Below are 13,518 nucleotides of genomic sequence, written 5' to 3'. Positions count from 1 at the left end.
GTGCTCTGACACGGCCGCACCCTTCACGCCCAGGCGTGCAGGGTGCGGCTTTTTTTTGCGCCTATTCACGCTCAGGTGGTCACTGTCTACAAAACGTACCGACTTCAACCTCTTGCCTACATCGTGGGTCTATGCTCACATTATGGGCACACAGTCCCAGCACCTCCCTCGACTCCCCCTCGAAGGACTTCTGCCCATGACTTCTGACGTCGGCATCCTTGTCAACACCGCGGCCGCGATCCTCGGCATCGTGGTTCTCATCGTGCGCTTCCGGGTGAACCCGGTGATCTCCCTCGTGGTCGGCTCGCTGTACCTCGGCCTGGCCACCAAGCTCGGCCTCGACAAGACCGTCGAGACCATCACCAAGGGCTTCGGCGACATCATGGCCGAGGTCGGCCTGCTGATCGCCTTCGGCGTTCTGATGGGCTCGATCCTGCAGGAGCTCGGCGCGATCGAGCGCCTGGTCAAGCACCTGCTCAAGCTCTTCGGACCGAAACGGCTGCCGTACTCACTGGCGCTGACGATCGCAACCCTGCTGCAGTCGATCTATCTCGACGTGCTGCTGGTCATCTCGGCTCCGCTGGCCAAGTCGGCGGCCAAGCGGATCGGCCCGCTCGGCACCGCGCGGATGGCCACCGCAATGGCGATCGGCCTGGAGTGCGGCATCGTCCTGATGGTGCCCGGCGTCGGCGCGCTGGCGCTGTCCGCGCTGCTGCACGTGCCACTCGGCAAGATGCTGCTCTGGGGTCTGGTGCTGATCATCCCGACCGTGCTGATCGCGATCACGATCATGACGTTCCTGTTCCGCCGCGGCTTCTGGAACGAGGCCGTCGACGAGCAGCAGGTCGTCGTGGCCGAGGCCGTCACCGAATCCGTTGCGGTGAAGGAAGCTGTCACGGTCGGCGGCGGAGGCACCACGGAGGTGCAGCGGACCGGCGGTGCTGGTGACGCCGCGGAGTACGACGAGACCGGCCAGCCGCCGCTGTTCGTCCTGTTCGTCCCGCTGCTGTCGGCGCTGCTGCTGATCGGGTTCGGCGCCATCGCCGAGGCCGCCGACTGGAGCAACAAGGTCGTAGCGCTGATCTCCGACCCGGTCGTCGCACTGCTCGTCGGTCTGGTCGGCACCTGCATCGTCGGCCGCTACGCGATGGGTCAGCCGCGGGTCGAGAAGGCGATCGCCCGCGGGTTCAAGGAGAGCGGCCAGATCCTGATCCTCACCGCGGTCGGCGGTTCGCTGGCGGCGGTCGTCGCGGCCGGCGGGCTCGGCGACATCCTCCGCGGGTACTTCAGCGCGAACCACGTCGCCCCGCTCCTGGTGGTCTGGGTGATGGCCGCCGCGCTGCACATCGCCGTCGGCTCGGTCACGATCTCCGCGATCACCGCCGCCGGCATCCTCGCCCCGATCGCTCCGGCGCTCGGCCTCGACCCGGTCCTGATCGCGCTGGCGGCCGGCGCCGGTTCGCTGTTCGCCGTCCACGTCACCAGCAACACGTTCTGGTTGCTGCAGTCACTGATGGGACAGACCACCCGCGGCGCGTTGAAGAGCTGCACGATCGGCGTGTCCGTCGCATCGGTGGTCGCGATCGTCCTGCTGATGCCGATCAGCCTGCTGTTCTGATCCACCAACCCTTGGAGAACTGCTGATATGACCACGCCACTGGCCGGTGTCCGGGTCCTTGAACTAGGCAACTACATCGCCGCGCCGACCGCCGGCCGCCTGCTCGCCGACTTCGGCGCCGAGGTGATCAAGGTCGAACGCCCCGGCACCGGCGACGAGCTCCGCAACTGGCGCTTGTACGCCGGGACCACGTCGATGCTGTTCCGGACGATCAACCGCAACAAGAAATCGATCGAGCTGGACCTGCGCAGCGAGTTCGGCCGCCGGACGGTGATCGACCTGGTCCGGCACTGCGACGTCGCACTGGAGAACTTCCGGCCCGGCACGCTCGAGGCCTGGGGCATCGGGCCGGAGGTGCTGACCGAGGCGAACCCGGAGTTGGTGATCACGCGGATCTCGGCGTTCGGCCAGACCGGCCCGATGTCGGACCGCCCGGGCTTCGCGGCGGTCGCCGAGGCGCACGGCGGGTTCCGTGAACTCGTCGGCCACCCGGACCGTCCGCCGGCCAGGGTCGGGATCTCGATCGGTGACTCGATCGCCGGCCTGTACGCCGGGTTCGGATCGGTGATGGCGCTCTACCAGCGCGACGTACGTCGTACCGCGGGGCTTCCCCCGGCGCCGTTGGCCGAGCGGATCATCGACGTCGCGCTGAACGAGTCGATGCTGTCGATGATGGAGTCGCTGATCCCGGACTACGAGGCGTACGACGTCCTCCGCGAGCGCATCGGCGGGCGGATGGAAGGCATCGCGCCGTCGAACGCGTACCTGTGCGAGGACGGTGACAGCATCATCGTGGCCGGCAACGGCGACCGGATCTTCCAGCGGCTGATGACCTTGATCGGCCGTGTCGACCTCGCTGCGGATCCGGAGCTTCGCTCGAACGCGGGCAGGTGGTCGCGGCGCGACGAGCTCGACGAGGCGATCGGCGCCTGGACGGCGGGCCGGCCGGCCGCCAAGGCGATCGAGCAGCTAGAGGATGCCGGCGTACCGTGCGGGCCGATCTACACCGCCCGCGAGATCAGCCAGGACGAGCAGTACGCCGCCCGCGGGATGATCCAGCGCTTCGACGTGTCGAACGGCGTCGACGTACTGAAGAACGTGGGGTTCCCGGGCGTCGTACCGGTGATCGGGCCGCAGTCGTTGCCGATCCGGAGCCTCGGGCCGGAGCTCGGTGAACACACTCACCAAGTGCTGAGCGAGCTGCTCGGCCCTGACCATCTCGAGGAGGCGTCATGACCGGACTGCGTGACGTGACGCTCCGGGACGGTCTGCAGCTCACCGGCAAGCCGTTGCCCACGGCAAAGAAGATCGCCTTGGTCAGGTCACTGCTGGACCTCGGCGTACCGGAGCTCGAGATCGGGTCGATGGCCCGGCCGGACCTCGTACCGGCAGTGGCCGACACGCTCGACGTGATCCGCGCGCTCACTCCGGCCGAGCTGGCGAAGTGCTGGATCTGGGTCGCGACGCCGCGGCACGTGGCTCGGGCGGCCGAGGCCGGTGCGCGGAACTTCCAGTACTGCTTGTCCGCCTCGGACAAGCACAACCAGGCGAACATCGGCCGGTCCACCGAGGCCAGCCTGGCCGCGCTGCCGGCCGCTCTCGAAGCCGCGGATGCGGTCTCGGGTGAGGTACAACTGTGCATCGCAACCGCCTTCACCTGCCCGTTCGAGGGCGAGGTGCCGGCCGACCACGTGCTGGATATCGTGCTCGATCCACGGACGGACGGCACGAGTGAGGTCGTGCTGTGCGACACCCTCGGGCAGGCGATCCCGGCCCAGGTCCACGACCTGGTCGGCCGTACGGCGTCCGTCGACGACCGCCCGATCGTGTACCACGGGCACGACACCTGGGGCCTCGGGGTGGCGAACAGTCTGGCTGCGCTCGACGCAGGTGCGTCCACTGTCGACGGTTCGCTCGGCGGTCTCGGCGGGTGTCCCTTCGCACCGGGCGCGGCCGGGAACACGGCCACCGAGGATCTGGTCTTCGCGCTGCGGCCGGAGTGGTTGACGCCGGCGAAGTTCAGCACGCTGGTGCGACTCGGGAGTGAACTGCTTGCCGACCTCGGCGAGCCGAGTCGTTCCCGTGCCGCGAACGGCGCGCAGGCCAGTACGACGTCGTTCCCCTGGGCGTCATGAACGGCGATGATTTCGCGGTCGGCACGGTCGCCTACGCTGAACGCATGGCGACAGCGGATCCGGGGAGCGGTAACGGGCAGCCTCTTCTGGTGCTCGGCAAGATCGGGGAGATTCTCGACGCGTTCTCGCTGTCCCGACCGTCGCTCACCCTCGGCGAGATCCGCGACGCGACCGGGTTCCCGGTCTCGACCGTGCAGCGTCTCGTCACGAACATGGTCTCGCTCGGCTTCCTCGACCGGCAGGGCGACCAGGTCCGCGTCGGGGTGAAGATGGCGTACTGGGCGGCGCCCGCGGTCAAGGGCGTCGACGTACTCGATCTGATCGTGCCGGTACTGCGTCAACTGCGCGATGTCACCGGTGAGACGGCGTCGTTCTTCCGGGCCGAGCAGGGCCATCGGGTCTGCGTCGCGCTCGCCGAGACGCACCACGCGCTGCGCCGGGAGATGCATGTCGGCAAGATCATGCCGCTGCACGCAGGGTCGGCCAGTCGGGTCCTGCTCGCATGGGACGACGTACTCGCCAAGGAGATCCTGGCGAAACCGCTCGGCCCGATCACCGACAGCACGATCACCAGCGCCGAAGAGCTCGCCGCCGCACTCAAGCAGACCCGCGCGGACGGCTACGCGATCACCATCGGCGAGCGCGAACAGGGCGCCTCCGGCCTGTCCGCGCCCGTCTTCAAGGCGAACGGCGAACTCGCGGGCTGCATCACGATCAGCGGCCCGACGATCCGCATGCCGCTCGACCGCTGCCTCGACTGGCTGGACCTCCTCATCGAAGCGGCCGAGCAGGCCACCCGTCTGCTAGGCGGGCGTTTCCCCACCACGATGTGAAGTTGTCAGCACGACCAACTGCTGCGTCGCGCGGGTCATGGCGACGTACCGGTCGACTGCTCCCTCGAAGGTCTCGGGATCGATGAGTACGACGAGGTCGAACTCGAGGCCCTTGGACAGGACCGGCGTGAGCGAGCGGATGCGTGAGGTCGTCGGTACCGCGTCGCCGGTCGCGCTGATGACGCAGGCGACGCCATCGCCGTCCTCAGCGAGCCAGGCGTCGAGGATCGAGCCCAGGTCGGCGGCCGAGCCGTGGACCACCGGATGGTCGCCCGTGCGGATGGACGTCGGCACATTCGCGTCCGGAAGGACAGCCCGGATGACCGGTTCGGCCTCTGCCATCACCTGTTCCGGCGTTCTGTAGTTGACGGTCAGGGTCGCCACGTTGATCTGGTCGAGCCCGACCCGCTCGAGCCGTTCCGGCCAGGTCTCTGTGAAGCCGTGCCTGGCCTGGGCGCGGTCGCCGACGATCGTGAAGCTCCTGGACGGGCAGCGGAGCAACAACATCTGCCACTCGGCGTCGGTGAGCTCCTGCGCCTCATCCACGACGACGTGTGCGAACGGGCCCGCCAGTTGGTCCGGGTCCTTACGCACGAGTCCGGCCGGGTCGACCAATGCGTCCGTGAAGTCCTCACCGCGCAGCATCGACACGAGGCCACCGCCGTAGGCGTCGTCGGCGGCCGCGATCAGGTTGTCGACGACCTCGGACATGCGTTCCCGCTCCGCCGCGGCCACTGCCTTCCGCCGGCGTGCACGTCGCGCTGCCTCGGGGTCGCCGACGCGCAGACGGGCGGCGTCGAGAAACGGGAGGTCCTCCAGCGTGAACGCATACGGGTCCTCGCGCTGCAACTGCTTGATCTGTTCGGGTTCGAGCCAGGGCGCACATCTGCGCAAGTACGCCGGGACAGACCACAGGTCCGCGACGACGTCGTTCGGCTCGATCAACGGCCACGCCTTGTCGAACGTCGTACGCAGGTCTTCGTTCTGTTCCAGGGATCTGCGCAGCATCTCTTCCGAGACGTCCTCGTCGTCCTCCTTGTCGATCAGGATCGTCAGCAGCTCTTCCCAGACCAGGTCGCGCGCCTCGTTGTGCGGCGTACCGGGATCGGGCGATTCGAACGCGTCGGTCCAGTCGGCTGCGGTGAGTTCGAGCTCGGACCAGTGGGTCTGGACGATCATGCGTTTCGTCGGCGCTTCCTCGTAGAGCCGGACGGCCGGCTCGATCGCCGTCACGAGTTCGGCCGACGACTTGAGCAGTGCGACATCCGGGTCGCCCTCGGGCTTCGCCGCGGCGCCTTCGGGGACGAGGTCCCGCAGTGTGCAGGTTTGGACGCCCTCCTCTCCCAGGCTGGGCAGGACGTCGGCGACGTACGCCAGGTAGGGCTGGTGCGGGCCGACGAACAGTACGCCGCCGCGCCGCTCGCCGAGGCGCGGATCGGAGTACAGCAGGTACGCCGAACGGTGCAGCGCGACAACGGTCTTCCCGGTGCCGGGACCGCCGTCAACGACGAGTGCACCGCGGGAGCCGGCACGGATGATCGCGTCCTGGTCGGCCTGGATCGTCCCGAGTACGTCGCGCATGCGGGGCGAGCGGCTGGTGCCGAGGCTGGCGATGAACGCCGACTGGTCATCGAGCGCCGCGGCATGGCCCGCGAACTCGTCGGCGTTGAACACCTCGTCCCAGTAGTCGCTGATCCGGCCGCGGGTCCAGCGGTACCGGCGACGGCTGACCAGGCCCATCGGGTTGCCGTGCGTCGCTCCGAAGAACGGCTCGGCTGCCGGGGAACGCCAGTCGATCAGGAGCCGCCGGCCCTCGCTGTCGGTGAGGCCGAGGCGTCCGACGTACACAGGCTGCTTGGGGTCGTCGGCGCTGACGACGTGGCCCAGACACAGGTCGAGGCCGAAGCGGCTCAGGAGGCGGAGCCTGGTCGTCAGGCGGTGGACCTCCAGGTCGCGGTCCATCGCTTCCTGGCCGATGCCGCCAGGTGCCTTGCGGGCGGTCTCGAGGCGGTCGGTCAGGTCGGCGATCGATTGCCGCAGCGTCTCCGCGATGGCCGCGAAGTGTTCCTCGTCGCCGGCGATCAGCGCCTGGTCAGCTTTGGCGGCAAGATGTTCGGGAAGGTCGAACGCACTGGTGGACACGGTGGACGATTGTGAAGCACGAGGTGGGGCTTGCGGCAAGCCCGGTCTTCGGTTATAGATTGGAAATAGAGGGGAACCCGTTTTTGAGTTCCCCTCTATTTCTTTGCCTTGGCTACTGGCCGGACTGCCAGTTGGCGTTCGGCTGGGTGCCGTTGGCGTATCCGGCGCTGTGTGCAGCCGGGGGCTGCTGCTGGTAGCCGTTGTCGTAGCCGCCCTGGTTCGGGTACGACGGCGTACCGCTCATCGGGCCCTGGTCCGCGGTCGGCTTCATCATCTTCTCGCGGTCGAACAGGTTGGCCAATGCGCGACCGGCCATCTCGCGGCCCCCGAGGCCGAAAGCAAGGCCGAGGGCGAGCGCGGCGCCGGCGAGCACGATCAGCAGCGTGTTGCCGGTCAGCTGGACCGCGATACCGAGCTGGGTCAGCGCGGCGAACGCGGCGTACACGAGGATCGCGTACTTGCCCACCTTGGCGAGCGTTTCGTTGCCGGTGGCACCGCGGATGATCGCAGCCAGGAAGTTGGCAAACAACGCCGCCAGGCAGATGATCACGATCGCGGCGAAGATCCGCGGGATGTAGCCGAGCATGTTGCTCATGAAGTTCGAGATCTCCGGTACGCCGAGTGCGGAGGCGAACATCGTGAAGCTGATCAGGAACACGAACCAGAACACGACCTTGCCCAGCATCGCCGAAGCGGTCAGCCCCGTGCCCGACCGTTGCAGCACACCGGAGACGCCGGCTCTTTCCATCCAGTGGTCGAAGCCGACCCGGCCGAGGAGCTTGCCGACGAGTTTGCCGAGCACCTTGGCTACGAAGTAGCCGACCACCAGGATGACCAGACCGCCGAGCAGGTTCGGGATGAACGACAGCAATTTGCTGAAGGCATCTTCGAACGGCCCGGTGAAGTCGATCGCTAATGCGGACATCGGGACTTCCTTCCGACTTGGCCCGCATCCGCTGTCGCGCAGCACTGCACACGACCCCGGCACACGGGCGGATGCAGTGGTGTCCAGTATCACTCGTACCCTTGGTTGCGCAGGGCAAACAGCCCGGTACGGCGGGTCCCCCTAGGAAAAGTGTTTGCATAAGTTTGAGATGCTGCGACCATGCCCGAAACCGTGATCCGCCGCGCCACCGCTGCCGATGTCGGCCCGATCGTCTCGATGATCGCCGACGACCAGCTCGGCGCCACCCGCGAGTCCCTCGACGACCTCACGCCGTACCTGGCCGCCTTCGAGCAGATCGATGGTGACCCCAACCAGTTGCTGATGGTTGCCGATCGCAACGACGAGGTGATCGGCACGCTGCAGCTGACGATCATCCCCGGCCTGTCCCGCCGAGGCTCCACCCGCGGCCTGATCGAAGCCGTCCGGGTCGCCGCGCCGGCCCGCGGCTCGGGCCTCGGCACCAAGCTCATCCAGTGGGCCATCGAAGAATCCCGCGCCCGAGGCTGCGCCCTGGTCCAGCTCACCTCGGACAAATCCCGCACCGACGCCCACCGCTTCTACGAGAACCTGGGCTTCACGAACTCCCACGAGGGCTTCAAACTCAAACTCCGGTAACGCTGCTTGCCGGCGCGGCCCAGGTGTTGCAGCCACTCGGTCCCCTCGCCTTGAACGCCTGGCGCAGCCAGTGGTCGAAGTTGATCGAGTCCGCCGCGCCGCGGTCGTAGCCGGGATGCCCGTAGTGCGAGAGACGTTCACCGCGGATCCGGAATGTCTTCTGATTGGCGCCGAAGAAGGCGGCGGCGAAGCAGTGCGCCTGCATCTCGCTGCGGTTCTCCTCGACCTTCTGCGCGCCGCCGTCGGCTTCCGAGTAGCGGTCGTCGTACTGATCTGCTATCCCCGTCAGCCATTGCACATGATGGCCGTACTCGTGGGCGATGAGCCACTGCACCGACGCTGCGGTGTCTTCCTGCGTGGCGCCCGGGACGACGTACTCCGGCCAGTTGAAATAGATGCCTCGGTTGGAGTAGCAGTACAGACCGTAGTACCCCTTCTCCATCGGGCCGCACGCAGTCTTGGTACCGGGCGGCGACGGGTAAACGGCTCCCGGTGGGACGAAATCGAAGCCGGCGCGGGTGACGATCGGCCCCCACCCCTTGTTCAGGCACGCAACGAACGCGGTGGCGTACCTGATCATCGCCTGCTGGTTCGAGAGCTTGGCCGTGGGCAACGAACAGTTGACGGCTGTGACCTGCCCGGCGCGGTACAGCGGGTTGTACAGCAGAAACTCGTCCTTGATGGGCGCCGGCTCACCGACCTCCCGCGCGACGGGTGTCCGCGGCGGTGCAGTGGTCGGCGCAACAGTCGGCGTCGGTACTGCGACGTGCGGCGGACCCTCCGTACACGCGCTGACGAATAGCACGCACAGCGCGGCAGCTACCGCCAGGCGTTTCGGGATCTTCACGTGACTCGCTTCGCGGGGGCGGCCCAGGTGTTGCAGGCGGAGGGTGACTTGGCTTTGAAGGCGGCTTTGGCCCAGGCGGTGCTGCTCCGGCGCGATCCGTGGTCCGGCGTGGTCGCCGGGGCGTCGTCATCGCCGGAGTACGCCGAGTCCCGGTAAGCCTGGAGCCTTTCGCCGTACAGATCGAGGGTCTGCTGGTTCGCCCCGAGGAAGGCGGACGCGAAGCAGGACGCCTGGAGTTCGTGGCGGCGCATCTGCTCGAGGCGAGCTGCGCCACTGGCCTCGGACCACCGATCGTCGAAGTACGACGAGATCCCGGTCAGCTGCTGCACATGGTGGCCGAACTCGTGCGCCATCGTGAACTGGAGGTACACCCCGGCCCACGCGCGGTCGTCCGGACTCTCCTCGGTGAACTCGTCCCAGTCGAGATAGATCCCGGCTCCGGCGCAGTAGAAACCCTCGTCGTCCTTCCCGAAGATGCCGCAGCCCGTCTTCCAGCCCTGGTCGACGGCATACACGGCCGTGGCGGAGTACACGACGTCCGAACGCCCGACCACCGGCTTCCACGCTCTGTCGAGACAGCCCAGGATCGCGTTCGCGTACTGCTGCACCTGCTTCTGCGTCTGCAGCGGAATCTGCGGCAACTTACATGGGACCGCCGGCACCCGTCCCGCCGAGTAGACCTTGTTGTAAACAAGGTAGATCTCATCCAACGACCGGTACGTCGACGTAGCCTTCGGCACAACCCGCGCCGGCCTCGACGCAACGGGCGTCGAACTGGGCGTCGTGCTCGGCGTCGCGCTCGAAACCGCAACCGGCCCGGCCGACTGAGTACACCCAGCGGCCAACAAAAGAGCCAACCCGACCAGCGCCGTCGCCGGCCCGCGGCGCATTAGCTCACCTTGGCGGCGGGCGCGGTGAAGGTGTTGCAGGAGGCGGGGCTGGCGGACTTGAAGCCGGGGTCGGCCCAGGCCCAGTTGCTCTTGCGGGAGCCGTGGTCGCGGAGCTTCTTCGTGCTGTACTCGTCGCCGGAGTGCTGCGTCTCCCACTGCCAGACGTGCAGCTTCTCGCCGGACATCCCGAGCGCCTTCTTGTTGGCGCCGAGGAAGGCCGCGCCGAAGCAGGTCGCCTGCAGCTCGAGGCGGCGGGACCACTCGAGCTTCATCGCTTTGGAGTTCGTCCAGCCCTCGCGGGAGGTCTCCGCGGTGAGCATCTGGGTCATCTCCTGGACGTGGTGGCCGTACTCGTGCGCCATCGTGTCGAGCATCCAGACCCGGGCACCCTCCGGGCTGTTCTTGTAGTACGCGAGGTCGTTCTTCCAGCTGATGTTGATGCTCTCGTCGTAGCCGCAGTAGTACGCCGTATCCGACTCACCGGTGCAGGTGTCCTCGGACGTGGCCTGGCTGCTCTGCAGCTTCAGTTTCGGCGCCCGGAAGTCGTACCCGGCCCGCTTCACCACCGGCTCCCATGCCTTGTTCAGGCAGGGCAGCAGCGCCTGGTAGTACCGCAGGATCGCGGACTGCGAGTCCGGCTTGATCGCCGGCTCCTTGCAGCTGACCGCTGCGACCTTGCCCGAGGTGTAGATCTTGTTCTTCTGCAGACGAACAAGGTCCGGGATCCCCGGGACGGTGACGGTGACCGTTGGGTCCGGGAGGGTTGGGATCGGGAGTTGGGGCTTCTTCACCGAGGGTTGTGAGAGTGGGTTGTCGACCCTGGTGTCGTAGGAGTTGATCAGTTTGAAGCCGGCGACGGTGGCGCCGGTGAGCATGACGAGGACCAGGGCCGCGAGGCCGGCGATCACGCGGCTCGAGTAGTGGCGCGGTGGCTTGACCGGCGGCGGTTCGGTCGAGAACTGCGGTACGCCGCGGGACGGGTTCTTGTGCCAGCCCGTCGTCCGTTGACCGCCGATCCGGCGGGTGCCGGTGAGCGGCGGCAGCGGAGCGCCGGTGAGCGGTGCGACCGGCGGGCCGCTGTACTCGCTCGTGGTGCCCGGGTCGGTCGGGATCGGGCGTGCCTTCCGGCGTACCGGGGCGTCGTCCAGCGCGACCGAGCGGGCCTTCCCGAGGCCGTCGGGATGCCGGCTCTTCAGGATCAGCGGACGCGACCCGGCGGCCGGTTCCTCGCTGCCGCCGGGCAGGAAGTGTCCCGGCTTCGGCGTACCGTCCTCGGACTCAGGCATCGGCCATTCCCATCATGCTCAGCTGACCTTCGCGGATGCTGCGACGAAAGTGTTGCAGCTACCCGGGTTGGTTGTCGCGAAGCCCTGGTTCATCCACAGGGCCAGGCTCTTGCTCGAGCCGTGGTCGGGGGTCTTGTCCTTGGTCTTGTCGTCACCGCGGCGCTGGATCAGCCCGTTCCACTGGTTCAGCAGTTCACCGCGCAGCGGGAAGCTGTTCTTGGCCGCGCCGAAGAACACCGCGCCGAAGCAGTACGCCTGCAGGGCGGCCCGCCGCTGCTGCTCGAACTGCCTGGCCTTGTTCGCGGCCGTGTCGGCGAGGTTGTCGGCCGCCTCGGCCATCCCGGTCAGGTTCTGCACGTGGACGCCGTACACGAAGGCGAACGACTGCGCCATCTCCGCGCGGATCTCGGCCTTGTGCTTCGGGTAGTCCTCGACGATCTTCTGCCACGGCATCGTCGCGCTGCCGCCCTGGTCGTCCTGGCAGTACAGCGCGAGGTCCTTCTGTACGCCGCACGCCGTCTCGTCGCCCTCGTTGTAGATGATCAGCCGCGGCGACCGGAACTCGAACCCGGCCTTGGTCACGATCGGCTTCCAGGCCTTGTCCATACATGCCGTCAGGGCCTCGTAGTACGAGCGCACGTTCTCCATCGAGGTCGGGCGGAACGCGGGCTCCTGGCACTTCACCACCGGCATCGCGCCGGCCGCGTAGATCGCGTTCTTGCCGACGATGTCGGCGTCCGGCGTACCCTTCCCGACCGGCCCGGTGGTCGTCGGCCCGTCGGTCGGCTTCACGGACGGCGGCACGACCGGGTTCACGCTGAACTTGTCGGAGGAGAACACCTTGACGGCGAACGTCACACCGCCGCCGACGAACAGCAGCGCCGCGACGACCATCAGCGCGACCAGGCCCTTCGACCGCCGCTTCGTCGGATCGAACGGGATCGGCTGCGGGTGGAACACCTCCCGGTACGCGGCGGCTGCCCGGTCATCGGCCGGCGGCGGTCCGAGCCGGCTGCTGGACAACGTCGTACGGCGGGGGTCGATGCGGGTCCCCTGCAGCTGGGGCGGGATCGGTGGGGCCTCACCGCCGAGTCGCGGCGTCGGCGCGGCCAGTGGCCCGGCCGGCGGTGCCACGTTCGGTCGCTGAGCCTCCGTCGAGCCTTGTTCACCCTCGCCGCCAGGCAGGAAGTGACCAGGCTTGGGCGCCGGCTTGTCGGCCATGACTTCCCCGCTTCTCCCCAGTACCGGCCTCACGCCGGTCCCACCCATCCACCAGAACGGCCGGAACACCCCCAGTGCCGGCCGACGGCTGATGTTACGGCCTGGACCGCCTTGCCGAAAACCGAGTTGCAGCTATTGACATCGTTTCGCGACCGTCACCCGCTGGACATTCTTGCCCGAAGGGGCACTGCCGGTCAGCGGCGGCCGTGGGCCAGGAAGTGGAAGCCGGCGGAGATCAGGTTGGGGTCGGACTCGACCTGGCGGGCCAGGAGGACGGCGGAGGGGAGGAGGGAGTCGACGGAGTCGGGCGGGGTGTTCTGGAGGATGTTGGCGGCGGGGCCTTCGACTCCGAGGACCTCGACGTCGGTGAGGCCGGCGGTGGTGAGCTCGGCGGCCAGTTCGTCGGCGTGATGGAAGTACGCGACAGTGAAGCCGGACTTGCCGTCGTTGCGGCCGGAGGCGAAAGGTTCGGTGAACAGGTGGAGGTTCTCCGGGCTGAGGTAGCCGTTGCTTCCGGCCTCGATCAGACCGCCGTACCGGTTGATCCCGGCCGCGATGACCAGGCCGCCGGGGCGTGTCACCCGGCGCGCCTCGGACAGCGCCTGGGCGCGGTCGGACGCCTCGACCAGGTGGTAGAGCGGACCGAGCAGGAGCGTGACGTCGACGCTCGCGTCGGCCTGCCGCAGCCGGCGGGCGTCGCCGACCTCGGCGCTGAACGTGCGCACGGTCGCCGCCTGCTCGACATGCTCCACGACCGGATCGACCAGCGTGACCCGGTGACCGTCCTCGGCGAGCCAGCGCGCGTGGATGCCGGTCGCGCCGCCCACATCGAGTACGTCGGACGCGGGCGGCAGCCAGCGCCGGAGCAGCTCCTGGGTTCGGACGAACTCCAGGCGGCCGTGTCCGGACCGGATCAGCCGGTCGTCCTCGACGTACCGGTCGCGGTAGAACTCATGGATCAACGGATCAAGATCAACCATTCACC

12 protein-coding genes are annotated in these 13,518 nt (G+C 67.8%); 5 read left to right on the top strand and 7 right to left on the bottom strand.

Translation table 11 applies throughout. The features are described from left to right. Nucleotides 1-196 precede the first annotated feature (196 nt). Genes ACQPYH_RS06720 through ACQPYH_RS06705 form a run of 4 tightly spaced genes read left to right on the top strand, consistent with a single transcriptional unit; the run spans nucleotide 197 to nucleotide 4,586 of the window. Nucleotides 197-1,618 carry a GntP family permease gene (locus ACQPYH_RS06720; RefSeq protein ID WP_432888119.1) on the top strand — a complete coding sequence of 474 codons (1,422 nt, stop codon included), beginning with the start codon at nucleotides 197-199 and terminating at the stop codon, nucleotides 1,616-1,618. A 27-nt stretch (nucleotides 1,619-1,645) separates the two neighbouring features. After that, complete coding sequence (locus tag ACQPYH_RS06715) at nucleotides 1,646-2,854, top strand: CaiB/BaiF CoA transferase family protein (protein ID WP_432888117.1); 1,209 nt, start codon at nucleotides 1,646-1,648, stop codon at nucleotides 2,852-2,854. Further along, nucleotides 2,851-3,753 (top strand): hypothetical protein, encoded by a 903-nt coding sequence (locus tag ACQPYH_RS06710; protein ID WP_432888115.1) that lies wholly within the window; start codon nucleotides 2,851-2,853, stop codon nucleotides 3,751-3,753. The genes ACQPYH_RS06715 and ACQPYH_RS06710 overlap by 4 nt, the downstream gene beginning before the upstream one ends. A 44-nt stretch (nucleotides 3,754-3,797) precedes the next feature. After that, on the top strand, nucleotides 3,798-4,586 hold the full coding sequence (locus ACQPYH_RS06705) for an IclR family transcriptional regulator (protein WP_432888113.1): 789 nt from the start codon (nucleotides 3,798-3,800) through the stop codon (nucleotides 4,584-4,586). Here ACQPYH_RS06705 and helR read toward each other — a convergent pair. Next, nucleotides 4,557-6,728 carry an RNA polymerase recycling motor ATPase HelR gene (helR, locus tag ACQPYH_RS06700; RefSeq protein WP_432888111.1) on the bottom strand — a complete coding sequence of 724 codons (2,172 nt, stop codon included), beginning with the start codon at nucleotides 6,726-6,728 and terminating at the stop codon, nucleotides 4,557-4,559. The two genes, ACQPYH_RS06705 and helR, sit on opposite strands and share 30 nt — an antisense overlap. Before the next feature lie 112 nt (nucleotides 6,729-6,840). After that, the gene (locus ACQPYH_RS06695) at nucleotides 6,841-7,653 is read right to left on the bottom strand and encodes a mechanosensitive ion channel family protein (protein ID WP_432888109.1); all 813 of its coding nucleotides are present in this window, start codon (nucleotides 7,651-7,653) and stop codon (nucleotides 6,841-6,843) included. Nucleotides 7,654-7,833: 180 nt separating this feature from the next. Between ACQPYH_RS06695 and ACQPYH_RS06690 the strand changes: the two genes are divergently transcribed. Further along, nucleotides 7,834-8,289, top strand: a complete 456-nt coding sequence (locus tag ACQPYH_RS06690; protein ID WP_432888107.1) for an N-acetyltransferase family protein — start codon at nucleotides 7,834-7,836, stop codon at nucleotides 8,287-8,289. Here ACQPYH_RS06690 and ACQPYH_RS06685 read toward each other — a convergent pair. From ACQPYH_RS06685 to ACQPYH_RS06665, 5 genes are all read right to left on the bottom strand, one after another. Continuing rightward, a complete protein-coding gene (locus ACQPYH_RS06685) occupies nucleotides 8,276-9,136 on the bottom strand; it encodes a neutral zinc metallopeptidase (protein ID WP_432888105.1) in 861 nt (286 codons plus the stop codon). The genes ACQPYH_RS06690 and ACQPYH_RS06685 overlap by 14 nt on opposite strands. Then, the gene (locus ACQPYH_RS06680; RefSeq protein WP_432888103.1) at nucleotides 9,133-9,876 is read right to left on the bottom strand and encodes a neutral zinc metallopeptidase; all 744 of its coding nucleotides are present in this window, start codon (nucleotides 9,874-9,876) and stop codon (nucleotides 9,133-9,135) included. The genes ACQPYH_RS06685 and ACQPYH_RS06680 overlap by 4 nt, the downstream gene beginning before the upstream one ends. A 149-nt stretch (nucleotides 9,877-10,025) precedes the next feature. After that, entirely contained in the window at nucleotides 10,026-11,312 is a 1,287-nt protein-coding gene (locus ACQPYH_RS06675) for a neutral zinc metallopeptidase (protein WP_432888101.1), read from the bottom strand. An 18-nt stretch (nucleotides 11,313-11,330) separates the two neighbouring features. After that, nucleotides 11,331-12,533, bottom strand: a complete 1,203-nt coding sequence (locus ACQPYH_RS06670) for a neutral zinc metallopeptidase (RefSeq protein WP_432888099.1) — start codon at nucleotides 12,531-12,533, stop codon at nucleotides 11,331-11,333. 194 nt (nucleotides 12,534-12,727) lie between these two features. After that, complete coding sequence (locus ACQPYH_RS06665; RefSeq protein ID WP_432888097.1) at nucleotides 12,728-13,513, bottom strand: class I SAM-dependent methyltransferase; 786 nt, start codon at nucleotides 13,511-13,513, stop codon at nucleotides 12,728-12,730. Nucleotides 13,514-13,518: the final 5 nt, after the last annotated feature.

Source organism: Kribbella sp. CA-245084, assembly GCF_050942355.1.
GTDB lineage: Bacteria > Actinomycetota > Actinomycetes > Propionibacteriales > Kribbellaceae > Kribbella.
Note: the sequence above shows the minus strand (reverse complement) of the source record. Positions and strands in the feature narration are given on the sequence as shown.